20 protein-coding genes and 3 tRNA genes are annotated in these 21,647 nt (G+C 71.6%); 10 read left to right on the top strand and 13 right to left on the bottom strand.

The genetic code is table 11. The features are described from left to right. Window positions 1-182 precede the first annotated feature (182 nt). Window positions 183-899, top strand: a complete 717-nt coding sequence (locus BLR04_RS09735; protein ID WP_090761897.1) for a DUF6348 family protein — start codon at window positions 183-185, stop codon at window positions 897-899. A gap of 26 nt (window positions 900-925) precedes the next feature. Then, on the top strand, window positions 926-1,936 hold the full coding sequence (locus BLR04_RS09730; RefSeq protein WP_090761895.1) for a LacI family DNA-binding transcriptional regulator: 1,011 nt from the start codon (window positions 926-928) through the stop codon (window positions 1,934-1,936). Here BLR04_RS09730 and arfA read toward each other — a convergent pair. Further along, entirely contained in the window at window positions 1,923-3,413 is a 1,491-nt protein-coding gene (arfA, locus tag BLR04_RS09725; RefSeq protein ID WP_090761893.1) for an arabinosylfuranosidase ArfA, read from the bottom strand. The genes BLR04_RS09730 and arfA overlap by 14 nt on opposite strands. Before the next feature lie 299 nt (window positions 3,414-3,712). Here arfA and BLR04_RS09720 point away from each other — a divergent pair, with 299 nt between their 5' ends. Genes BLR04_RS09720 through BLR04_RS09710 form a run of 3 tightly spaced genes read left to right on the top strand, consistent with a single transcriptional unit; the run spans window position 3,713 to window position 6,794 of the window. Beyond that, on the top strand, window positions 3,713-5,044 hold the full coding sequence (locus BLR04_RS09720) for an extracellular solute-binding protein (RefSeq protein WP_245740138.1): 1,332 nt from the start codon (window positions 3,713-3,715) through the stop codon (window positions 5,042-5,044). Beyond that, complete coding sequence (locus tag BLR04_RS09715; protein WP_090761890.1) at window positions 5,044-5,964, top strand: carbohydrate ABC transporter permease; 921 nt, start codon at window positions 5,044-5,046, stop codon at window positions 5,962-5,964. The genes BLR04_RS09720 and BLR04_RS09715 overlap by 1 nt, the downstream gene beginning before the upstream one ends. Then, window positions 5,961-6,794: a carbohydrate ABC transporter permease gene (locus BLR04_RS09710; RefSeq protein ID WP_218128799.1), complete on the top strand. Its 834-nt coding sequence runs from the start codon at window positions 5,961-5,963 to the stop codon at window positions 6,792-6,794. Before BLR04_RS09715 ends, BLR04_RS09710 begins: the two co-directional genes overlap by 4 nt. A gap of 51 nt (window positions 6,795-6,845) precedes the next feature. Here the strand turns inward: BLR04_RS09710 and BLR04_RS09705 are convergent. The 4 genes from BLR04_RS09705 to BLR04_RS09690 form a co-directional block, all read right to left on the bottom strand. Continuing rightward, window positions 6,846-6,920, bottom strand: a tRNA-Val gene (locus BLR04_RS09705). A 1-nt stretch (window position 6,921) separates the two neighbouring features. Next, a tRNA-Cys gene (locus BLR04_RS09700) sits at window positions 6,922-6,995 on the bottom strand. A gap of 20 nt (window positions 6,996-7,015) precedes the next feature. Next, window positions 7,016-7,087: transfer RNA gene (locus tag BLR04_RS09695), tRNA-Gly, on the bottom strand. Window positions 7,088-7,162: 75 nt separating this feature from the next. Further along, window positions 7,163-7,825, bottom strand: a complete 663-nt coding sequence (locus BLR04_RS09690) for an ACT domain-containing protein (protein ID WP_090761888.1) — start codon at window positions 7,823-7,825, stop codon at window positions 7,163-7,165. 82 nt (window positions 7,826-7,907) lie between these two features. Here BLR04_RS09690 and dusB point away from each other — a divergent pair, with 82 nt between their 5' ends. Beyond that, window positions 7,908-9,017 carry a tRNA dihydrouridine synthase DusB gene (gene dusB / locus BLR04_RS09685; RefSeq protein WP_245740137.1) on the top strand — a complete coding sequence of 370 codons (1,110 nt, stop codon included), beginning with the start codon at window positions 7,908-7,910 and terminating at the stop codon, window positions 9,015-9,017. An 8-nt stretch (window positions 9,018-9,025) separates the two neighbouring features. On the opposite strand, the gene BLR04_RS09680 is transcribed toward dusB, so the two are convergent. Then, window positions 9,026-9,805, bottom strand: coding sequence for a phytanoyl-CoA dioxygenase family protein (locus tag BLR04_RS09680; protein WP_090761884.1), 780 nt, complete (start codon window positions 9,803-9,805; stop codon window positions 9,026-9,028). Between the two features lie 41 nt (window positions 9,806-9,846). Here BLR04_RS09680 and BLR04_RS09675 point away from each other — a divergent pair, with 41 nt between their 5' ends. Then, entirely contained in the window at window positions 9,847-10,833 is a 987-nt protein-coding gene (locus tag BLR04_RS09675) for an AraC family transcriptional regulator (protein ID WP_218128798.1), read from the top strand. A gap of 53 nt (window positions 10,834-10,886) precedes the next feature. Here the strand turns inward: BLR04_RS09675 and BLR04_RS09670 are convergent, their stop codons facing one another. The 4 genes from BLR04_RS09670 to BLR04_RS09655 all read right to left on the bottom strand — a co-directional run bounded on the left by BLR04_RS09670 (window position 10,887) and on the right by BLR04_RS09655 (window position 15,780). Continuing rightward, on the bottom strand, window positions 10,887-11,393 hold the full coding sequence (locus BLR04_RS09670; RefSeq protein WP_245740136.1) for a DUF2087 domain-containing protein: 507 nt from the start codon (window positions 11,391-11,393) through the stop codon (window positions 10,887-10,889). Window positions 11,394-11,440: 47 nt separating this feature from the next. Then, complete coding sequence (locus tag BLR04_RS09665) at window positions 11,441-13,948, bottom strand: DEAD/DEAH box helicase (RefSeq protein WP_090762268.1); 2,508 nt, start codon at window positions 13,946-13,948, stop codon at window positions 11,441-11,443. A gap of 62 nt (window positions 13,949-14,010) precedes the next feature. Continuing rightward, window positions 14,011-14,508: a GNAT family N-acetyltransferase gene (locus BLR04_RS09660; protein WP_090761882.1), complete on the bottom strand. Its 498-nt coding sequence runs from the start codon at window positions 14,506-14,508 to the stop codon at window positions 14,011-14,013. Window positions 14,509-14,514: 6 nt separating this feature from the next. Further along, on the bottom strand, window positions 14,515-15,780 hold the full coding sequence (locus tag BLR04_RS09655) for an acyltransferase family protein (protein ID WP_090761880.1): 1,266 nt from the start codon (window positions 15,778-15,780) through the stop codon (window positions 14,515-14,517). 186 nt (window positions 15,781-15,966) lie between these two features. Here BLR04_RS09655 and BLR04_RS09650 point away from each other — a divergent pair, with 186 nt between their 5' ends. Both BLR04_RS09650 and BLR04_RS09645 read left to right on the top strand, forming a co-directional pair. Further along, window positions 15,967-17,214 (top strand): sensor histidine kinase, encoded by a 1,248-nt coding sequence (locus tag BLR04_RS09650; protein WP_090761878.1) that lies wholly within the window; start codon window positions 15,967-15,969, stop codon window positions 17,212-17,214. Next, a complete protein-coding gene (locus tag BLR04_RS09645) occupies window positions 17,205-17,852 on the top strand; it encodes a response regulator transcription factor (RefSeq protein WP_090761876.1) in 648 nt (215 codons plus the stop codon). Before BLR04_RS09650 ends, BLR04_RS09645 begins: the two co-directional genes overlap by 10 nt. A 217-nt stretch (window positions 17,853-18,069) precedes the next feature. Here the strand turns inward: BLR04_RS09645 and mihF are convergent, their stop codons facing one another. From mihF to BLR04_RS09630, 3 genes are all read right to left on the bottom strand, one after another. Then, on the bottom strand, window positions 18,070-18,375 hold the full coding sequence (mihF, locus tag BLR04_RS09640; protein ID WP_090761874.1) for an integration host factor, actinobacterial type: 306 nt from the start codon (window positions 18,373-18,375) through the stop codon (window positions 18,070-18,072). Window positions 18,376-18,478: 103 nt separating this feature from the next. Further along, window positions 18,479-18,883 carry a GlcG/HbpS family heme-binding protein gene (locus BLR04_RS09635; protein ID WP_090761872.1) on the bottom strand — a complete coding sequence of 135 codons (405 nt, stop codon included), beginning with the start codon at window positions 18,881-18,883 and terminating at the stop codon, window positions 18,479-18,481. Between the two features lie 107 nt (window positions 18,884-18,990). Beyond that, window positions 18,991-20,223, bottom strand: coding sequence for an ROK family protein (locus BLR04_RS09630; protein ID WP_090761870.1), 1,233 nt, complete (start codon window positions 20,221-20,223; stop codon window positions 18,991-18,993). Between the two features lie 23 nt (window positions 20,224-20,246). Here BLR04_RS09630 and BLR04_RS09625 point away from each other — a divergent pair, with 23 nt between their 5' ends. After that, complete coding sequence (locus BLR04_RS09625) at window positions 20,247-21,476, top strand: MFS transporter (protein WP_245740135.1); 1,230 nt, start codon at window positions 20,247-20,249, stop codon at window positions 21,474-21,476. Window positions 21,477-21,647: the final 171 nt, after the last annotated feature.

Here is a 21,647-nt window from a genome sequence, read left to right as displayed (position 1 = left end):
ATTCCGAGTAGGTAAATTTTTTGGCGGAATATTGCCGCACAGCGGGCCGCCGGTTCTCGAGCGCCTCCCGCGTACCAATCTCCACGCCCGTCCCGCGCGAGCACCGCCGCCTGTGATCTCCCGGCGATGATGATCAAGGTCGGCTAATCTGCACTGCAGACGGATCCGATCAAGGGGTGTGCATGGAGGGTCAGCGGCTCGCGGACGACACGGTGCTGGGCCTGGTCGCCGCCCACCTGAGCGCGGCCATGGGCCGGCCGTGGGAGGTCCGCGACGGCATGGCCAAGGGGCCTGGCTCGCTCGCCGTGCTGCTCGGCCCCGACCGCACCGGCCGCGAGGACCACCTCGACCTCCACTTCGTGCTCGACGTCGAGCGCCCGGACGAGACCACGATCACCGACCGTACGGCCGGCTACGGCGACACCACCGAACAGGCCGCCGAACGCGCCGTCCGTACGTGGCTCGACACCACCGCCGCCGCCGTGCTCGAACTCCTCCTCCAGGACGGCACGCGCGCCGCCCACCTCGCCCCCGACGACCCCGACGGCTTCCCCGGCCGGCACGCCGTCCACGGCGGCATCGCGGGCTGGGGCACCGGCGACGACCACGAGGCCGTGCAGCGGTGGGCGGTCCGGCACGCGCTGCTCCCTTACCTTGCCCCGGCGCTGAAGGGCGCGGTCGGGCACGAGCCCCTGGTGGGCGTCAAGGCGTTCTTCGGCGGGGGAGAGGGCGGCGAGGTCGCCGAGGTACGGGTCGGCGGCGTCCACCACGCGGGGGCCTCACGCGCGCTGGCCGCCCTCGACTGGCCCCGCCCCGGCGCGGGAGTGTCCTACGCCCGCACGTTCGTCCTGCTCGTCCGGCCCGACGATGCGGGGCCCCCTGACCCCCCGTCCTGTTAGCGTGGCAAGGAGGGGGTGAGCTCGCGGTGAAAGCGAAACCCAGACGGCCCGCGGTGCTCACGGACGTCGCCGCGCGGGCCGGAGTCTCCACCATGACGGTCTCCCGGGCGCTCAACGCGCCCGACCTCGTCCGCGCCGAGACCAGGGCCCGCGTCCTCGACGCCGTGCGCGAGCTCGACTACCGGCCCAACCAGGCCGCCCGCCAGCTGGTCACCGGCCGCTCCGGCACGCTCGGCGTGGTCGGCGTCGACACCACCCTGTACGGCCCGGCGACCACGCTCTACTGCATCGAGCAGGCCGCCCGGCGCGCCGGCTACAGCATCAGCGTCGCCAGCCTCAGCTCGCTGAAGCGCCGGTCGGTGGAGGAGGGCGTGCAGCGGCTGCGCACCCAGGCGGCCGACGGGGTGATCATCGTCGCGCCGCACGAGTCGGCCGCCGACGGGCTGCGGCACCTGCCGCCCGAGATGCCGGTCGTCGCCGTCGACGCAGGGGACGACATCCCGGTGCCCGTGGTCAAGGTCGACCAGCGGGCGGGCGCCGCCCACGTGACCCGGCACCTGCTCGGCCTCGGCCACGAGACGGTCGCGCACGTCGCGGGCCCGGCCGACTGGCTCGACGCCGACGACCGCATCGAGGGCTGGCGCGACGTCCTGGAGGACGCCGGCCGCCCGGTGCCCGAGGTGCTGCGCGGCGACTGGAGCCCGAACTCCGGCTACGAGCTCGGCCGCGGCCTCGGCCACGCGGTCACGGCCGTGTTCGTGGCCAACGACCAGATGGCGCTCGGCGTGCTGCGCGCGCTGCGCGAGGCCGGCCGGCGGGTGCCGGAGGACGTGAGCGTGGCCGGGTTCGACGACATCCCAGAGTCGGGCTACTTCTGGCCGCCGCTCACGACCGTACGGCAGGACTTCGGCGAGGTGGGCAGGCTCGCGCTCCGGATGCTGCTCGACCGGATGGCGGGCGGCGACCCGGGCGTCCGCGTCCTGGTCGCGCCCGAGCTCGTCGTCCGCGAGAGCACCGGCCCGGTCAGGCGAGCCTGATCACGTTCCACGAGACCGGCGGCAGCAGGACGCGCAGCGGGTCGTGCTCGACGTCGGGGTTCGGCCGCGGCGCGATCCGGTCGGGGTCGTCGGCCGTGTTGCGGGCGTAGACGTCGGGGTCGGTGAGCGTGGTCGCCTCGACGAGACGCGCGCCGCCGAGCGCCCGGGTGTCGATGTCCAGCGACACGGGCTGGTCGGCCGAGCGGTTGACCACGAACAGCGTGGTGCCGTCCTCGCCGTGCGTGGCCACCGCGTCGATCACCGGCACCTCGCCGTAGGCCTTCGTCTCGTACGTCGGCGCGGTCGGCTCGACGCGCAGCACCTCGCCGGCGGCGAGCCGGGACGCCTGCGCGAACGGGTGGAAGGTGGTCTGCCGCCACGCCCGCCCGCCGGTCTCCGTCATGATCGGCGCGATCACGTTCACCAGCTGGGCGAGGCTCGCGGCGGTCACCCGGTCGCTGTTGCGCAGCAGCGTGATGAGCAGGCCGCCGAAGGCGACCGCGTCGGCCAGGTGGTAGCGGTCCTCGAGCAGCGGCGGCGCGATCGGCCAGTCGGTACGGCGCTCGGCGGCCTGGTGGCGCGACAGGTACCAGATGTTCCACTCGTCGAAGGAGATGTCGATCTTCTTGCGCGACTTCAGCCGGGCGCCCACGTGGTCGGCGGTGGCCACCACCGACCGGATGAAGTACTCCATGTCGGTCGAGCAGGCCAGGAAACTGCCGAGGTCGCCGTCGTGCTCCTCGTAGTAGGCGTGGCAGGAGATGTAGTCGACCACGTCGTACGTCTCCTCCAGCACCGTGGCCTCCCACGCGCCGAAGGTCGGCATGCTGGAGCCGGAGCTGCCGCACGCGACCAGTTCCAGCGTCGGGTCGACCATGCGCATGGCACGGGCGGTCTCGGCGGCCAGCCGGCCGTACTCGTGGGCGGTCTTGTGCCCGGTCTGCCAGGGGCCGTCCATCTCGTTGCCCAGGCACCACATGCGGATGCCGTGCGGCTCCTTGGAGCCGTTCACGACGCGCAGGTCGGACAGCGTGGTGCCGGACGGGTGGTTGCAGTACTCCAGCAGGTCGAGCGCCTCGGCGATGCCGCGCGTGCCGAGGTTGAGTGCCATCATGGGCTCGACACCCGCCTTGCGGCACCAGCGGACGAACTCGTCGACGCCGACCTCGTTCGTCTCGGTGCTCTGCCAGGCGAGGTCGAGCCGGCGGGGCCGCTCGGCGACCGGCCCGATGCCGTCCTCCCACCGGTAGCCGGAGACGAAGTTGCCGCCCGGGTAGCGGATGGTGGAGACGCCCAGCTCGCGGGTGAGGTCGAGCACGTCACGGCGGAAGCCGTCGTCGTCGGCCGTGGGGTGTCCTGGCTCGTAGATGCCCGTGTAGACGCAGCGCCCCAGATGCTCCACGAATGCGCCGAACGTCCGCCGGCGTACCGGGGCGATCGTGAAGGCGGGATCGAGCGTGAGCTTGGCCTGGTGCACGGGGGGACTCCTGGTCTTGCGGACGTGGCGATGATCCAGATTGTTAGCGTTATCACCCATGCGGGTCAAGGGTGTGAGGCTTGGAAAGCGGATGCTTGCAGGCCCTTGACACGCGGTGTGTGACCGCTAACACTCGGGTAACTCCGACGTGGCACCGGCGTTGCGCGCGGCGAGTCCGTGATCCGGCCCCGCCCCCGGTAGGCGTTCACGTCGAGGCGTACGAACCCGAATCCGACCATCCCGACACCCTCAGCGAGAAAAGTTGACCAAGCGATAGTTCGGTGAAGGAAGAGGCCACCGTGCACGGTCCCCCCGACATCTCCCGCCGGCACCTCCTCGGCGGCAGCCTCGCACTCCTCGGCGTCGCCGCCACGGGCTGCGCCATCCCCGTGGGGCTCGGCTCCTCGCAGACCCGCGTCCAGTACTGGCACTTCCTGGGCGCGAGCGACGGCATCATCATGAACCAGATGGTCAAGGCGTTCGCCGCGAGCACCCCCGACATCTTCGTCGAGGAGAACGTGCTCGCCTGGGGCGAGCCGTACTACACGAAGGTCGCGATGGCGGGCTCCGGGGGGCGCTCGCCCGACCTCGCCACCTTCCACCTGGCCCGCCTCGCCGGGATCGGCGCCGGGGCCATCCTCGACCCCTTCAACGTGCGGCTCCTGGAGGAGGTCGGCCTGCGCGCCGCCGACTTCAGCCCGCCCATCTGGGAACGCGCCCACATCGACGGGCAGCTGTACGCGATCCCGTTCGACGCCCACCCGATGGTGCAGTACTACAACACCGACATCTGCGGCAGGGCCGGGCTGCTCGGCCCCGACGGCAAGCTCGTCCCCACCAAGGGCGTCGACGAGCTGATCGCCCAGCTCACCAAGGCCAAGGAGGTGATGGGCGGCAAGCCGCCGCTCGCCTTCGACGCGCTCGGCCTCGGCACCGTCGGCCCGTGGCGCGTGTGGTACTCGCTCTACCCGCAGAACGGCGGCACCCTCCTGTCGCAGGACGGCACCCAGGTCACCATCGACGACGCCAAGGCGCTGGAGGCGCTGCGGTTGATGGCCCGGCTCGGGCAGGAAGGGCTCTGCGACTGGCGCACCGACTACGGCGCCTCCGTCGCCAACTTCACCAACGGCGACGCCGCCTTCCTCTGGAACGGCGACTGGGAGACCACCGGGCTGAAGGAACGCGGGACGCCGTTCAGCATGACCCGCTTCCCCAGCGTCTTCGGCGGCTGGCAGGCCCAGGCCGACTGCCACGCGTTCGTCCTGCCGCATCAGCGAGAACGCGACCCCGAGGTCGAACGGGCGACGTACCGCTTCATCGCCCACCTCGTGCGCAACAGCGCCGACTGGGCCGTGGCCGGGCACGTGCCCGCGTACCTGCCGGCCCTGGAGGAGCCCGACTACCTGGCGCTGCAGCCGCAGTCGGAGTACCGCTCGGTCATCACCGAGGTCGCGCTCGACCCGCAGGTGTGGTTCGCCGGGTCGGCCTCGCGGCTGTGGATCGAGTTCGGCCAGGCGTTCTCGCCGGTCATCAGCGGCCAGCGCACGCCTGAGGAAGGGCTGGCCGCCGCCAAGGCGTCGCTCGCCCGGCTGATGTCCGCCCCGAACCCCTTCCCCGACGAGGAGCGCTGATGGCCACCACCGTCGCGGCCCCCGCTGCCGCCGCCCCCGTCGCCAAGCCCAAGGTCCGGCACGCCTGGACCCAGCACGGCCTGCTGTTCGTGGCGCCGTTCCTGCTGATCTACGTGGTCTTCCTCATCTGGCCGACCCTGCTCGGCCTCCAGATGAGCTTCTCCAGCGTCAACATCGCCGGCGGCAATGACCGCTTCGTCGGGTTCGACAACTACGCCGAGGCCTTCACCGACCCGCGCATGTGGCGCTCGCTCGGGAACACGGTGCTCTTCACGATCATGAGCACGATCCCGCTGGTGCTCCTCGGCCTCGTGCTCGCCCTGCTGGTGCACAATCTGCGGTTCATGCAGTGGCTGTGGCGGCTGTCGTTCTTCGGGCCGTTCCTGCTGCCGTCGGCGGTCATCTCGATCCTCTGGCTGCAGATGATCTACCCGCCCGACTACGGCCTGCTCAACGGCACGCTCGGCACCGACGTCCTGTGGCTGGGCGACCCCGCGGTGGCCATGTGGTCGGTGGTCCTCACCACCGTGTGGTGGACGGTCGGGTTCAACTTCCTGCTCTACCTCGCCGCCCTGCAGTCGATCCCCGCGCACCTGTACGAGGCCGCCGCCATCGACGGCGCCAGCGGCTGGGACAAACTGCGCTCGATCACCCTGCCGCTGCTCCGCCGTACCACCCTGCTCATCGTGGTGCTGCAGCTCGTCGCCTCGCTGAAGGTGTTCGACCAGATCTACCTGATGACCGGCGGCGGCCCGCAGGACTCCACCCGCCCGATCATCGAGTACGCCTACGACGTCGGCTTCACCGGCTACCGCATCGGATACGCCTCCGCGGTGTCGTACATCCTGTTCGCCCTGATCGTCATCGTCTCCCTGGCGCAGCTCAGGCTGTTCCGCAAGCGCGAGGAGGTCACGTCGTGACCAAACGGTTCAGCATCAGCCAGGTCGTCCTGCTCGTGGTGACGCTGGCGCTGGCGATCATGTGGCTCGCACCCCTCGCGTGGGCCGTGGCGACGTCGCTCAAGCCGGAGTCGGAGACGACGAAGATCCCGCTGGAGTGGTTCGGCAGCACGATCACCTTCGAGTCGTACGCGCTGGTCCTCGGCACCGGCGGCATCGTCAAATGGGCGGTCAACTCGACCGTCACCGCGGTCATCGTGACGTTCATGACCGTCCTGTTCTCGGCGATGGCCGCGTACGGGTTCGCCCGGACGCAGTTCAAGGGACAGCGGGTGCTGCTCGGCCTGATCCTGGCCGGGATCATGGTGCCGCCGCAGGTGCTGATGGCGCCGCTGTTCGCCGAGATGGTGGCGTTCGGCCTGGTCGACACCTGGTGGGCGATCATCCTGCCGCAGGTGGCCGCGCCGCTCATCGTCTACATCCTGTTCAAGTTCTTCCAGGACGTGCCGCCCGAGCTGGAGCAGGCGGCGTTCGTCGACGGCGCCGGCCGGTGGCGGGTGTTCTTCACCATTGTGCTGCCGCTGTCGCGGCCGGTGCTGGCGGCGGTGTCGATCTTCACGTTCATCAACACCTGGAACAACTTCCTGTGGCCGTTCCTCGTCTCCACCGACCCGAACACGATGACCCTGCCGGTGGGCCTGGCGAACGTCGTCCAGGGCACGTTCGGCCTGCGCTATGCGCAGATCATGGCCTCGGTGGTGCTGGCCGGCCTGCCGCTGCTGGTGGTGTTCGTGCTGTTCCAGCGCCAGATCGTCAGAGGTGTCGCGCACACCGGCCTCGCCGGTCAGTGATGCCGGGAACGACGAAAGCCCCGGACTCCGATGAGTCCGGGGCTCTCGTGCTGGTGGACGATACTGGGATTGAACCAGTGACCTCTTCCGTGTCAGGGAAGCGCTCTCCCGCTGAGCTAATCGTCCATGGAGGTGGCGACGGGATTTGAACCCGTGTGGACGGCTTTGCAGGCCGCTGCCTCGCCTCTCGGCCACGCCACCGAGTGTCGTATCCCACTCCGAGCGGAAGACGGGATTCGAACCCGCGACCCTCACCTTGGCAAGGTGATGCTCTACCCCTGAGCCACTTCCGCGCTGTTGCGTCCCCTACTCTAGCGGGTTTTCCGACCACTTGCTCACCGCTGGGCGACGCCGGGGTGACGAGCGCCCTACTTGCGCAGCTGGCGGGCCACGCTGCGCTCGGTCGCGGGGAGGGTCAGGAAGATCTCGAGAATCCTGGTGAGGCGGTGGACCTCGATGCGGTGGAACGCCGGCCCCTCCGAGCGGGCCAGCAGCAGCGACAGGGCGAGCGGCGGCAGCGGCGCGTGGATCACGTGCAGGCCGTCGTCGAGCGTCAGGGCGACCGGGCGGTGAGGGGTGTCGGCGGGAACCGTGATGTGCTCGGGGGCCCGCCAGCTCGCGTACACGACCCGGCTCTCGACGCCGCCGTCGTCGGTGCGGGTCTCGGTCGTGGTGGCGGCCCAGTCGGCGCTGAACAGGACGGGCAGCGAGTCGACGAGCGTGGTCAGAGCCCGGTCGCCTGCCGTGGTGATGTACTTGAGTATCTCCAGCTCCGGGTAGGTGCCGGGCGCCTCGCGGGTGGTCCAGACGGCTGCGACCGAGATGTCCTCGACGCTTTCCAGGCTCTTGACGAGGGCCTCGCGCGGCGTGCTCTCGGGGCAGAAGACCGTGATGTCGTCGGTCGCCCTGCCGTCACCGCGGTCGAGGACGGTCACCTGGGTGATGTCGGCCCCGGCCGCCCCGAGGACGCTCGTGACCTGGGCCAGCGACCCGGGTCTGTCGGGCAGCGTCACGCGAACGCGAAGAAGCATCCATGTCCTCCTGTGGAGATGCCGCTTCCCAGCCTATCTGCGAAATACCGGTTGCCGGCCGACCTGCGCTACAACTGGGCGTGTGAAGATTGGGCCGATTGAGGTGTGGCCGCCGGTGGTGCTGGCGCCCATGGCGGGCATCACCAACCCGCCGTTCCGGGTGCTCTGCCGCGAGCAGGGCGGCGGGTTGTTCGTGTGCGAGATGATCACGACGCGCGCCCTCGTCGAGCGCAACCCCAAGACCATGCGCATGATCAGGTTCGACGAGTCGGAGCGGCCCCGCAGCATCCAGCTGTACGGCGTCGACCCCGAGATCGTCGGGCGCGCGGTCAAGATGATCGTCGAGGAGGACCTCGCCGACCACATCGACCTCAACTTCGGCTGCCCGGTGCCCAAGGTGACGCGGCGCGGCGGCGGATCCGCGCTGCCGTACAAGCGCAATCTGCTGCGGCGCATCCTGCGGGCGGCGGTGTCCAACGCCGGGCCGCTGCCCGTGACCATCAAGATGCGCAAGGGCATCGACGACGACCACCTGACCTACCTCGACGCCGGGCGGATCGCGGTCGAGGAGGGCGTCGCCGCCGTCGCGCTGCACGCCCGCACAGCCCGCCAGCACTACGGCGGCGTGGCCGACTGGGAGTCGATCGCCCGGCTGAAGGACGCCGTGCAGGAGATCCCGGTGCTGGGCAACGGCGACATCTGGAGCGCCGACGACGCCGTACGGATGGTGCGGCGCACCGGGTGCGACGGCGTGGTGGTCGGGCGCGGCTGCCTGGGGCGGCCGTGGCTGTTCCGCGACCTCGAGAACGCCTTCAACGGCAGCTCGGAACGGGTCCGTCCGACGCTCGGCGAGGTGGCCGACGTGATGGAACGGCACGCCGAGGGCCTGACCGGCTGCTTCGACGCCGAGAAGTCGGCCATCTCCGACTTCCGCAAGCACGTCGGCTGGTACCTGAAGGGCTTCACGGTCGGCAGCGAGGTGCGGCGCGAGCTCGCCACCGCCGACTCGCTCGACGGACTGCGGGCCGGGCTGGCCAAGCTCGACCGCGACCAGCCCTGGCCGCCGAACACCGACACCCCGCGCGGCAAGTCGGGCGAGCGCACCAAGGTGCTGCTGCCCGACGGCTGGCTCGACGACGCGTGGGACTTCGACGTGCCCGAGGACGCCGAGTCGGACGTCTCCGGCGGCTGACCTGCCTGCTAGTGCGGGCCGGTGATCTCGGTGCCGCACGGGCCGCCGCCGACCGCCGGCTCCAGCCGTACGGGTTCGCCGGTCATCGTGAGCGTCGGGTAGTACTCCGCGATGCGTTCGGCCGAGCGGCCCGCGTAGTGGCAGATGAAGCTGCGGCGGAAGCGGTCGGGCGTGGTGTTCGGCTCCGAGCCGTGCACCAGGCTGCCGTTGAAGAACAGCACGTCGCCGGGGTCCATGTCCACGGGGACGCGGTCGAGGCCGGGCGGCGGGGGCACGTACTCACGGGTGAACGACACCTGCTGGTCGGCCTCCTCCGGACAGAACAGGTCCATTCGGTGCGTGCCCGGCACCACCTCCAGGCCGCCGTTGGCGCGGTCGACCCGGTCGAGCGCCACCCAGGCGGCCACGCACGTGCCCGGTTCGACCCGGAGGTAGAAGTTGTCCTGGTGCAGCGCCTGGCCCCTCGCACCCGGCGGCTTGAAGTAGAACATGCTCTGGGCTGCTATCGGCTCCTCGCCCAGCAGGGTGCGCAGGACCGCGGCGATCCGCGTGTCCAGCAGGTAGCGCAGGGCCACGTCGCTGATCTGGTGGGGGTGCATGATCCGCGGATACTCGCGCAGCGCGTCGTACGGGCCGCCCGGTGTCTGCGGCTCCGGCGTGAAGTGGCCGGGGACGGGGCCGGCCGCGTGGATCGCCATGAACGTGTCGCGCAGCTCGGCCACCTCGTCATGACCGAGCAGACCGGGCGCCAGCACGTACCCGTGCTCGTGGAAGTCGTCCAACCTCATGAGGCTCACGCTAGGCGGCCGGTCCGTGCGACGGTATGCCCATGACCGCTGAGGACCTGTCTGTTCCTGCTGCCGAGGTGATGATCCTCGGGCACTACGACAAGCCGGCCGGCTATGCCACGCGGCGGGCGTACGGGTCGCCCAGCTGGCTGCTGACGTGGACGGAGGCGGGCGCCGGCAGGATCGTCCAGGGCGGGGTGTCGTTCGAGGTGGGGGCGGGGGACCTGGCGGTGCTGGCGTCGGGGACCGCCCAGCGCTACCGGGTGGCGCCCGCAGCGCGGCGGTGGCGGTTCTGGTGGGTGCACTTCCAGCCCCGGGCGAGCTGGGCGGCATGGCTGGCGCCGTACGCCCGCGGAGGCGGCTGCCACGTGGTCAGCGACGTGCCTGAGCCGGTACACGCCCGCATCACCGCCGCATTCACCCGAGCCCACCACGACGCCCACTGGACCGTTGCTCAGAGCCTCGGTAGCTCTCAGCATTCCGGGCCGCCTCCACGGCCTGCGCCCTCTGGGGGCGGTTGGGCGACACCCTCCTCGCAGCCCGTGCCCTTCGGCGACGGTCCGGGTGAGGGGTGGGTGCCGGTTGTGGTGGAAAGTGGCGTTGCGCGGGAGTTGGTGATGGGGGCCGTGGAGGAGGTGGTGGTGCTGGCCACCGCCTCGGCCAAGCCCCGGAAGGACACCTCACAGGAGGGGGACGAGCGGGTCGGACGCGCGCTCGCCCTCATCGCCGCGGACCCGGCCGCGCCGCACTCCGTCGCGTCCCTCGCCCGCGCGGTCGCCCTCTCGCCCTCCCGGTTCGCCCACCTGTTCGCCGGGGAGACCGGCCGCACGCCCATGCGGGCCGTCCGCCAGGCGCGCGTCCGCCATGCCGCGAGCCTGTTGGAGATCACCGACATGAACGTCGGTCAGGTGGCCGCGGCGTGCGGCTTCGTCAGCCCGTTCCACTTCAGCCGCGCCTTCGCCAGGGAGTACGGCGTGCCGCCCCGTGAGTACCGCGCCCGCGTGCGGGCCACCCTGGACAGGGCATGAGCGGCGTGGCCGCCCCGTCGGTATCGTGCTCGCGCGCGGGCCGCCTCGGACGGTCAGACGTCGACGGGGCCGCCGCTGCGCCAGTAGACGTTGCCCTCGCGGGACAGGAGGTCCTCGTCCACGAGGTAGCGGCGCAGCGCGGCGTAGTCGTCGTGGAAGGCGCGCAGCGCGACGTTGACGTCCTTCTCCGGGTAGCGCACGCCGGGCTCGAAGACCCGCGAGATGTAGCGCAGCAGGACGAGCCGCTTGTCACGCCGCATCGTCGTGGTCGTCAGGCGTCCGTCGACGAGGAACGTGCGCAGGACGCGCTCCTCGAAGCTCAGCTCAGGCGCGGGCTCGGCGGTCGCGCGGAGCAGGTCGCGGAAGCGCTCCGGCGTGGCCCGCCACGTGCCGTCCTCGTCGCGTGCGGCGAGCCCGCCCGCCGCGAGCTTGTGCAGCGTCTTGGGGGACAGGCCGTCGGTCATGCCGAGCACCAGCCGGGCGTAGGCGCGCGCCGTTTCGTCCTGGTAGAGCAGCCCCAGGACGCGTCGGATCTCCTCGTCGTTCACCTGCTGCAGCACCCTTCCTGATCAAAGACGGCGAAACCCTAGCATCGCCGCCCGTGGCCTCAGAAACGATTTAGCCCCAGCACGTGCAGCACCGCGCGGCCCTCCTCGTCGGAGGCGGCCAGGTCGACCTGGGCGTCGATGCCCCAGTCGCCGTCGCCCGCCGGGTCCTTGATCGTCTGGCGTACCTTCCAGAGCCCGCTCTCCTCCTCGATGCGCAGCAGCGCGGGCCCGCGGGCGTCGGCGTCGGTGAAGATCTCCTCGTGCTCGTCGTAGTACGCGTCGAGCGCCGCGCCCCAGTCGACGTCGGGGGCGAGCTCCTCCAGCTCGTCCTCCTTCTCGATGGCGCACAGCTCCACCAGGCGGAACATCGCGTTGCGCACCAGCACCCTGAAGGCGCGCGGGTTGCCGGTGACCGGCCGCACGCGCGTCTCCAGCTGCTGATGCTCCTCCAGCGCCGTCGCCGGGTTGGCGAGCTTCTCCCACTCGTCGATCAGCGAGGAGTCGACCTGGCGGACCAGCTCGCCGAGCCACTCGATGAGATCGATCAGGTCTTCGGTCTTCAGGTGCTCGGGGACCGTGCGCGACAGGGTGCGGTAGGCGTCGGCGAGGTAGCGCAGCACCGTGCCCTCGGAGCGGGTCAGCTCGTAGAACTGGATGTACTCGCTGAAGGTCATGGCCCGCTCGTACATGTCGCGTACGACGGCCTTCGGGCTCACCGTGTAGTCGCCGACCCAGGGATGGCCGCGCCGGTAGGTCTCGTACGCCCCGAGCAGCAGGTCGTCCAGCGGCATCGGGTACATGACCTCGGCCAGCTGCTCCATGCGCTCTTCGTACTCGATGCCGTCGGCCTTCATCTGCGCGACCGCCTCGCCCCTGGCCTTCTTCAGCTGGGCGGACAGGATCTGGCGCGGGTCGTCGAGGATCGACTCGACGATCGAGACCATGTCGAGCGCGTACGACGGCGACTCGCGGTCGAGCAGTTCGAACGCCGCCAGCGCGAACGTCGACAGCGCCTGGTTGAGCGCGAAGTCTTCCTGCAGGTCGATCGTCAGCCGCGCCCGCCGGCCCTGCTCGTCGGGCTCGGCGAACTGCTCGACGATGCCGCCGGCCAGCAGCGAACGGTAGATCGCGATGGCCTGGCTGATGTGCCGCCGCTGCCACTTGCGGTCTTCGTGGTTGTCGGTCAGCAGGTGCTTCATCGCCTGGAAGCAGTCGCCGGGACGGTTGATGACCGCGAGCAGCATGGCGTTGCTGACCTTGAACCGCGAGTTGAGCGGCTCGGGCTCGGCCTGCTGGAGCTTCTGGAACGTCTCCTCGCTCCAGCCCACGAAGCCCTCCGGCGGCTTCTTGCGGGCGTAGCCGCGCCGCCGCTTCGGGTCGTCGCCGATCTTGGCGAGGGCGCGGGCGTTCTCGATGTCGTGCTCGGGGGCCTGGCAGGCGACGTAGCCGATGGTGTCGAACCCGGCCCGGCCCGCGCGCCCGGCGATCTGGTGGAACTCGCGGGCGCGCAGCCGCCGCACCTTGGTGCCGTCGTACTTCGACAGCGCGGTGAACAGGACCGTGCGGATCGGGACGTTGACGCCGACGCCGAGCGTGTCGGTGCCGCAGATGACCTTGAGCAGCCCCGCCTGGGCCAGCCGTTCGACCAGGCGGCGGTATTTCGGCAGCATGCCGGCATGGTGGACGCCGATGCCGTGCCGGACGAGCCGCGACAGCGCCCGGCCGAACCGGGTGGTGAAGCGGAACCCGCCGATCATGGTGGCGATGGCCTCTTTCTCGGCCTTGGTCGCCATGTTGATCGACATCAGCGCCTGGGCCCGTTCCATCGCCGCGGCCTGGGTGAAATGCACGACGTAGACCGGCGCCTGGCCGGTGCTGAGCATCTCCTCCAGCGTCTCGTGCAGCGGCGTCATCCGGTAGGAGTAGATCAGCGGGACGGGGCGCTCGGCGTTCTTGACCACGGCCGTATCCCGGCCGGTGCGGCGGGTCAGGTCGCGCTCGAACATCGACACGTCGCCGAGCGTCGCCGACATCAGGATGAACTGCACGTGGGGCAGCTCCAGCAGCGGCACCTGCCACGCCCAGCCGCGGTCGGGCTCGGCGTAGAAGTGGAACTCGTCCATCACGACCTGGCCGATGTCGGCCGTCGCGCCGTCGCGCAGCGCCACGTTGGCGAGGATCTCGGCCGTGCAGCAGATGATCGGGGCGCCGGGGTTGACGCTCGCGTCGCCGGTCATCATGCCGACGTTCTCGGTACCGAAGATCGCGCACAGGTCGAAGAACTTCTCCGACACGAGCGCCTTGATCGGCGCGGTGTAGAACGTGCGCACGTCACGGGTCAGCGCGGCGAAGTGGGCGCCGGCCGCCACCAGCGACTTGCCGGAGCCCGTCGGGGTGGCCAGGATCAGGTTGTTGCCGGAGACCACCTCGATGAGGGCCTCCTCCTGAGCTGGATAGAGGGTGAGCCCCCGCTCGGTGTTCCACGCGACGAAGGCGTCGAAGATGGCGTCCGGATCGGCGTCGATCTCTTCGGGCAGGCGGTCTACGAGAAGGCTCACGACATCTATCCTGCCGAAGTTTGCCGCGTGGTCGAACCGGTCCCGCCGAGCCGGGTGGGGGTTCGGGGCCCTCAGCCCAGGTGGAGCTGGAAGAGCACGGTGTCGATCCAGCGTCCGTGCTTGAAACCCACCCCCTTCAGACGTCCCGCCTCCTCGAACCCGAACGCCTCGTGCAGTCGCGCCGAGGCAGGCTCGCCGTAGTCGGCGATCACCGCCACCACGCGTCGGGCGTGGGTCGCGCGCGCCAGGTCGAGCAGCGCGCCGAGCAGCGACCGGCCGAGCCCCTGCCCGGTGTGCCCGGGGGCGATGTAGACGGTGTCCTCGGCCGTGTGCCGGTAGCCGGGCTTCGGACGGTACTGCGCGAGGTAGGCGTACCCGGCGACCTGGCCGTCCACCTCGGCCACGAGGAACGGCATCCCGGCGGCGGCGAGGCCGGCGGCCTTGGCCCGCCACTCGTCCAGGCTCGGCGGTGTCAGGTCGAACGTGGCGAGGCTGTCGGTCACGTAGTGGGCGTAGATCGTCGCGACGGCGGGCAGGTCGGGGTCGGCGAGCGGGCGAATGGTCGTCATGAGACGTCATTGTGCCGGGGCGGGCCTCATCGCCCTGGGCGCCGTCAGCAGCAGGCCGCCGACCAGCGCGAGCACCGCGAGGAACGGCCCCGTGCCGGGCGCGAAACCGCCCACGGTCAGCGTCAGCACCCCGCCGCCGACCAGCCCGGCCGCCGCGAGCGTGCCGCCCACCCCCGCGGTCCCGTACGGCAGCGCGGGCGGCGTCTCGAACCGCGCGAAGCACTTCAGCAGCGGCCACATCACGAGGCACAGCAGTCCGAGCCACACCGGCCACCCGGCGAACCAGCCGGCGCTGCCCGGCGCCGGGGTGTCCACGCCCAGCAGGACCACGACCACGCCGGTGACCGCGAACAGGGCGGGCATGTGCCACAGGTACGCCGTCATGATGCGCGGGCCCGCCCAGGCCAGCACGCGTCCTGAGGACAGCTTGAGCAGCCACGGACGCAGCAGCACGGCCAGGCCGACCTGCCCGAGGCCGACCGCCAGGACGGCGAGCGTGGGCGGGGCCATGTTCGACACCTCGGCGCCCGGCAGGCCGATCATGCTGCCCGGATAGGGCCCCTGTGACACCAGCAGGGCCGCCGCCGCGAAGCCGCCCGCCGCGAGCGCCCACGGGCGGCGCAGCCGTCCCTGCGCGTAGAAGAAGCCGAGCTGGTGCACGGCCAGCCAGACGAACACGATGTTCAGGTAGCCGACCGGCTCGAAACCGGTCGAGAAGCGCGCCACGTCCGTCAGCACCGCACCGGCCGCGAGCGTCGCGGGGACGCGCCAGCCGTACCGCTCGTGCAGACGCAGCGCGTACGGGGTGGCCGTGACGGCGAGCAGGTACACCGCGAGGAACCACAGCAGCTGGCCGGTCAGCCGGGCGCCCACTTCCAGCGGCTGCTCCGGCACGCCCAGCGTGAGCAGCACGTGGGGCAGCGGGATCCACACCGCCGCCAGCGGCAGCAGCGGCCAGGCCAGCCGCCGCAGCCGCACCGCGAGCCACGCCTGCGGGGACGCGTCCGAGCGGCCGAAACCGAGCGCGTTCGCCGCGCCGCCCGCGAAGAACACCAGCGGCATCACCTGGCTGATCCACGTCACCACCCACACGCCCGGCGTGGACAGCGCGTTGGCCGTGGTCAGCCGGACGCCGTCGAAGGCGAGCACCGGCATCGTCCAGTGCTGCAGCACGACGAGCGCCATGCCGGCCACGCGCAGCAGGTCGAGGAACGGGTCCCGGGCCGGACGGCGGGGCTTCGCGGCGAGGGGACGGTCCACGAGGACGGTCATGTGGGGGGCCTCGATTCACCAGGGGAGCGGATGCCCCAACGCTCCTCTCCTGGACGCCGCCGCACACTGACGCCCGCCACCGTCTCGCGGTCGAGGTCACACCACCGCCCGGGGTAGGGACAGCCCTACCTCAGGACGCCGGTGCACCCGCTCGTGCCGGGGACCGCGCCGTCATAGCGTGGGGCCATGCGCTCCCTCCTGAGGCGTCTCCTCCTGGACACCCGCTACACCCTGGTCGGCTTCCCGACGGCGCTCATCGGCTTCGTGCTCATGGTCACGGGGTTCTGCGTGGGCCTCGGCACCGCCGTGATCTGGCTCGGCGTCCCGCTGCTCGTCGGCACCCTCATGGTGGCGCGTGGCTTCGCCGACGCCGAGCGCGGCTGGCTGTCCGACGTGCTGAAGCGCCCGCCGGTACGGCCCCGCTACAAGCCGGCCCCGCCCGGCGCGGGCTGGTTCCGGCGGCTGGTCAACCCGCTGACGAGCGGGCAGTCGTGGCTCGACCTGCTGCACGGCGTCGTCAACCTGCCGTTCGCGATCCTCGCGTTCGTGCTCACCGTGGTGTTCTGGGTGATCCCGATCAGCGGGCTCGCCTGGCCGCTCTACGGCCTCGTCACCTCGCGCATCCCCGGCAACGTCGAGCTGCCCGAGCTGCTCGGGCTCGGCGACGGCTACCTGGTCAACGCGATCTTCTACGTGTCGGTCGGCCTCGCGTTCGCCGTGCTCGCGCCGTTCGTGGTGCGCGGTGCGGCGCTGATGCGCGCGGGGCTCGGCCGGGCGCTCCTGACCGGGGTGGCCGAGCTTCACGAGCGCATCGACGACCTGGCCCAGGGGCGCGCGGCCGCCGTGTCCGCCGAGGCGAACGCACTGCGCAAGCTGGAGCGCGACATCCACGACGGGCCGCAGCAGCGCCTGGTCTCGCTCGCCATGGAGCTGTCGCGGGCGCAGCGGCAGCTCGGCAAGGACCCCGAGGCCGCGCGCGCCACGATCGGCTCGGCGATCACCGCGACCCGCGAGACGCTCGACGAGCTGCGGGCGCTCTCGCGCGGCATCGCGCCGCCCATCCTGTCCGACCGCGGTCTCGCGCCCGCGCTCGCCGCCCTGGCCGGACGGTGCACCGTGCCGGTCGAGCTCGACGTGCGGACCGTCCTGCGCTACCAGGCGGCGGTCGAGAACGCGATCTACTACGCCTGCGCCGAGACCCTCACCAACGTGGCCAAACACAGCAGGGCCACGTCGTGTACCGTCCAGCTCGACCAGGTGGGTGGCGTCCTCATGCTGACGATCGGCGATGATGGGGTCGGCGGCGCCCATGTCGCCAAGGGACACGGGCTCGCCGGGCTGACCGACCGGCTTCGCGCCGTCGACGGGGAGCTGACCGTACGCTCACCCGACGGCGGGCCCACACTGGTCGTGGCGGAGGTGCCGTGCGGGTAGTCGTGGCTGATGACGCGGTGCTGATCAGGGAGGGCCTGGTCAGGCTGCTCGAGGAGTTCGGCTGCGAGGTGGTGGCGACGGTCGGCGACGGCGACGCCCTCGTCGGCGCGGTCGTCGAGCACCGGCCCGACGTGTCGGTGGTCGACGTGCGCATGCCGCCGTCCTTCACGGACGAAGGGCTCAGGGCGGCCGTCGAGGTGCGACGGCGGGTGCCGGGGGCGCCCGTGCTGATCCTGTCGCAGTACGTCGAGGTGTCGTACGCCGACGACCTGCTCGCCGACGCGCGGGGCGCGGTGGGTTACCTGCTGAAGGACCGCGTCGTCGACGTCGACGAGTTCCTGGAGGGCCTGCGGCGGGTGGCCGCGGGCGGCACGGTGTTCGACCCGCAGGTGGTGTCCCAGCTGATGGTGCGCAGGCGCAGGGACGACCCGCTGGCGCAGCTCACGCCGCGCGAGCGCGAGGTGCTGGGGCTGATGGCCGAGGGCAGGTCGAACCCGGCGATCGGGCGGCAGCTCGTCATCAGCGACGGGGCCGTGGAGAAGCACATCAGGAGCATCTTCAGCAAGCTCGGCCTCTACGCCGACGACGGCGACCAACACCGCCGCGTACGCGCGGTCCTGGCCTACCTACGCTCCTGACCGCCTTCCGGGGTGGGGGGCTCGCGGCGAGCTGCCCGTGTCCGGCTGGTTCGGCCGGCCCGGCCCCTTGGGCGGTCGCCGCGGCTTTGTCCTGCGTTCACGCGACCCTCAGCACGGCCCGCCGGGAAGCGGGGGGTTCCGCTCGCCGGTCCCTCCTGGCCGCTGGGGGTCTACTGGCCGGTCCGCGCGCACGGCGCGCGGACCTGGCCGCCCGGGGTCAGGCGAGCGCGTCGACCAGCTTCTTGCGCTGCTGGGCGCCCAGGCCGCCGAGGCGGCGCTTCTCGTCGACGCCCGCCTCCTCCATCAGCGCGGTGGCCTTGGCCGGCCCGACGCCCTTGAGGGCGCGCAGCGCCTGCGAGACCTTGATCTTCTTCGCGATGTCGTCGTCGCGCTCGAGCAACTGCGCGAACGTCACCTCGCCAGACTTGACCTTGGCGAGCAGGGCCGTGCGCGCCGCGCGGGCCTCGGCCGCCTTGGCCAGCGCAGCCTGACGCTGCTCGGGGGTGAGAGTGGGAAGTGCCATCTCTGTTCTCTCCTCGGGGATTTTTACGTTCGGGTTCTGTTACCCGTGGTGCAGTGGCTAATCATGACGGATACCAGTGGTTCTTGTTGCGGAAAGCCGTGCCTCAGCGGGTGTGCCAGACCGACTCGGCCGCCTCGGCACACGCCACGTCCTGGTCGATCGTCCCGCCGCTGACCCCCACGCCGCCGACCACGCGTTCTCGCGCACCGTCACCGGACCACAGCGGAACGCCACCGCCGAGACACACGTACCGCCCGCCCGGCAGACCGGCCAGCTCCCCTCCTGGAACGGCCAGCCCGGCCAGCTCAGACGTGGCCAGGCGCAGGGCGACCGCGGTGTACGCCTTGCCCGGCGCGAGCACCGGTCCGGAGATCGCCGCACCCTCCATACGCTGGAAAGACACCAGATTTCCGCCTTCGTCGACGACCGCCACGGAGATCGTCGCGCCCTCCCGGTACGCCTGCTTCACGGCCGCCTCCGTCATGCGGAGCGCGAGTTCCAGATTCACCCGGCACGCCCCCGGCTGAAGATCGTTTCGAGCATGGCACCCTTCCCTGCGTACGGTCCCCGGAAGGCCGGCCGAGGTCGCGGATCGGACCCGCCGCACCAATGGCGTTATATCGAGTTATCTTCCGCAAAGGTGGAATTCGTCACATTTTGCCGTTCGGGCGTGTCGGGGCCTCCGTCACCGCGGTTCCTGCGCCAGAGTTCGAGTCCCTCGATCGTGAGGAAGGCGTCGAAGACCGACTCCATGGCGCCGAGCAGCGCCCCCCGCCAGCCCAGCGCCGAGCTCTCGATCAGGGGCGGACGGTCGCGGCGGATGCTCATGAGCCCCGGCTCGCAGGCCGCCACGAGCGCCTCGCCGGCCCGCTCGCGCAGCTCCGCGCCGAGCCCAGACAGCGTCACGACCTCGGGATCGTGCGCGTTCACCAGCGCCGCGACGCCGCGTCCGAGCGCCCGCGCCCCTGCGGCCACCGCCTCCTCGCTGGTCGCCAGCACGTGCTCGGCCTGCGCGCGGCCCCTGCCGCCGCCGTACGCGAGCCCGACATGGCGCAGCAGGGCGTTCGCGCCGACGTCCATCCCCCAGCAGCCCACCGCGCCGCACGCGCACGGACGGTCGCCGCCGCCGAGCGGCATGTGGCCGAACTCGGCCCCCATGCCGCCCGCTCCCTGGAGCGGTCGGCCGTCCACGACCAGCACGCCGCCGACGTCGAAGTCCACGTGCAGGTGCAGCCCGACGCGTACGCCGCGCAACCGGCCGCGCCGCGCCTCGGCCAGCGCCGCGAACGCCGTGTCGTTGCCCACCGCGATCGGCGTCCCCGGGCCCAGGCCGAGCAGCAGGGGGACGTCCACCGAGCGCCAGCCGAGGTGGCCGATGTCCACCAGGCCGCCTGGCCGGACGGGACCGGCCAGCGCCACTCCCACCCCGGCGACCCGGTGGCCGAGCCGGCGCCGGTGCGCGGCAACGGCCTCGCCCAGCGGCGCGAGCGCGCCCTCGGGAGTCCCGTCGTGCGGACCCACCTCCAGCACCGTGGTCCGGCCGCCCAGCTCGCACTCGGCGAGCTCCCAGGCGTCCTCCCGCACGTCCACGGCGAGCGCCACCGGGCCGCGCGGATGCGGACCAGGGATCTGCGTGGGACGTCCGCGCGCGCGGCCCGCGGCGGGCTCCTCGTGCAGCAGCTCGTCCTCGGCCAGCCCCGCGACCAGCACCGACGCGGTGCCGCGGGCGAGGCCCAGGTCGCGGGTGAGCTGCGACCTCGTACGCCCCGCCCCGCAGTCGTGGACCGCCCGCAGCAGCCTGACCCGGTTGTGCGCCCGCAATTCGACGCTCGTGGTAGCTCCCGTCATGGGTCACAGTTTATGCTCTCGGTGTGAACAAAAGCCTCGCCGAAGCCAGGCGCGCCCGTGTCGCGGTCTTCGGGTTCTTCTTCCTCGCCGGATTCGTCATGGGACTGTGGGCGGCGGGGCTGCCGTCGCTGGACGAACGGCTCCACCTCGGCCCCGCGCGGCTCAGCGGCGTCCTGCTGCTGATCTCGGGCGGCGCGCTGGTGTCGATGCTCGTGGCCGGGCCGCTGGTCGACCGGTACTCCAGCCGCCGGGTCTGCTGGATCGGCGGGCCTTTCTCCGGCCTCGTGCTGCTCGGCCCCGCGCTCGCGCCCTCGTACGGCGCCCTCGTGGCGCTCGCGGTGCTGTTCGGGCTCGGGCTCGGCGTCACCGAGGTCGCCATGAACGCCCACTCCGTCGAGGTCGAGCGCCGCTACGGCCGTCCGATCATCTCCGCCTTCCACGGCACGTGGAGCCTCGGCGGGGCGGTCGGCGGCGGGCTCACCTCCGCGGCCCTGCACGCCGGCCTCGACGCCCAGATGCTGCTGGTCACGGCTGCCGTCGTGGTGCCGTTCCTGTACGTGCCCGCGGCGCGGCTGCTGCTGCCGGACCCGCCGCGGCACGCGTCGGACGGTTCGGGGACGGCGTCCGGCGGGTCGCTGCGCTGGGGGCTGATCGCGCTGCTCGGGGTGGCGGCGTTCGCGGGGCACCTGAGTGAGGGGGCGGCCATCGACTGGTCCGCGCTGCACGCCCGCTGGGTGCTGGAGACCGGGCCGGCTCTCGCGCCGCTCGCGTACACGATCTTCTCGGCGGCCATGACGATCATCCGGCTGCTCGGCGACACGATCAGGGCGCGGCTCGGCTCCGTGCGCACGATCGGGCTGGCCGGGGCGCTGGCCACCGCCGGGTACGTCCTCGTGCTGGTGTCGCCGCTGGTGGGGGAGCCGCTGCGGGTCGCGTGCGCGTGGACCGGGTGGGGGCTGGCCGGGGTGGGGCTGGCCACGGTGATCCCGGTCCTGTTCAGCGCGGTCGGCGCGGCGGGCGGCCCGGTGGGGCGGGCGCTCGCCATGGTGACCGCCTTCGGCTACAGCGGCCTGCTCCTCGGGCCCGCCGTCCTCGGCTACGTGGCCGAGTCGTGGTCGCTGCCGGTCGCGCTCGTCATTCCCGGGATCCTCGCCGCCGTGGTCGCCCTCACCGGGGTGCCGGCCGTCCGCGCCCTCCACCACCATGCCACCGGCACGGCCCCCACCCCCGAGCCGGAACCCGCCAGGGACTGACCCGCGCCCCGGGGCTCCGGCTGTGGGCACACCCGAGTCCGAGCCCCGGTGGCACCGACCTTCGAGCGCGCGTTACGCGATCGTGACTTGACCGGCAGGTTACGTGCAGGTTTCATAGCCGCAACCCGTAAACCCGTAAACGTTTACAGACGGCTTGCCTGTAAACGTTTA

The sequence above is a fragment of the Nonomuraea maritima genome (genome assembly GCF_900100395.1).
GTDB classification, from domain to species: Bacteria; Actinomycetota; Actinomycetes; order Streptosporangiales; family Streptosporangiaceae; genus Nonomuraea; species Nonomuraea maritima.
Note: the sequence above shows the minus strand (reverse complement) of the source record. Positions and strands in the feature narration are given on the sequence as shown.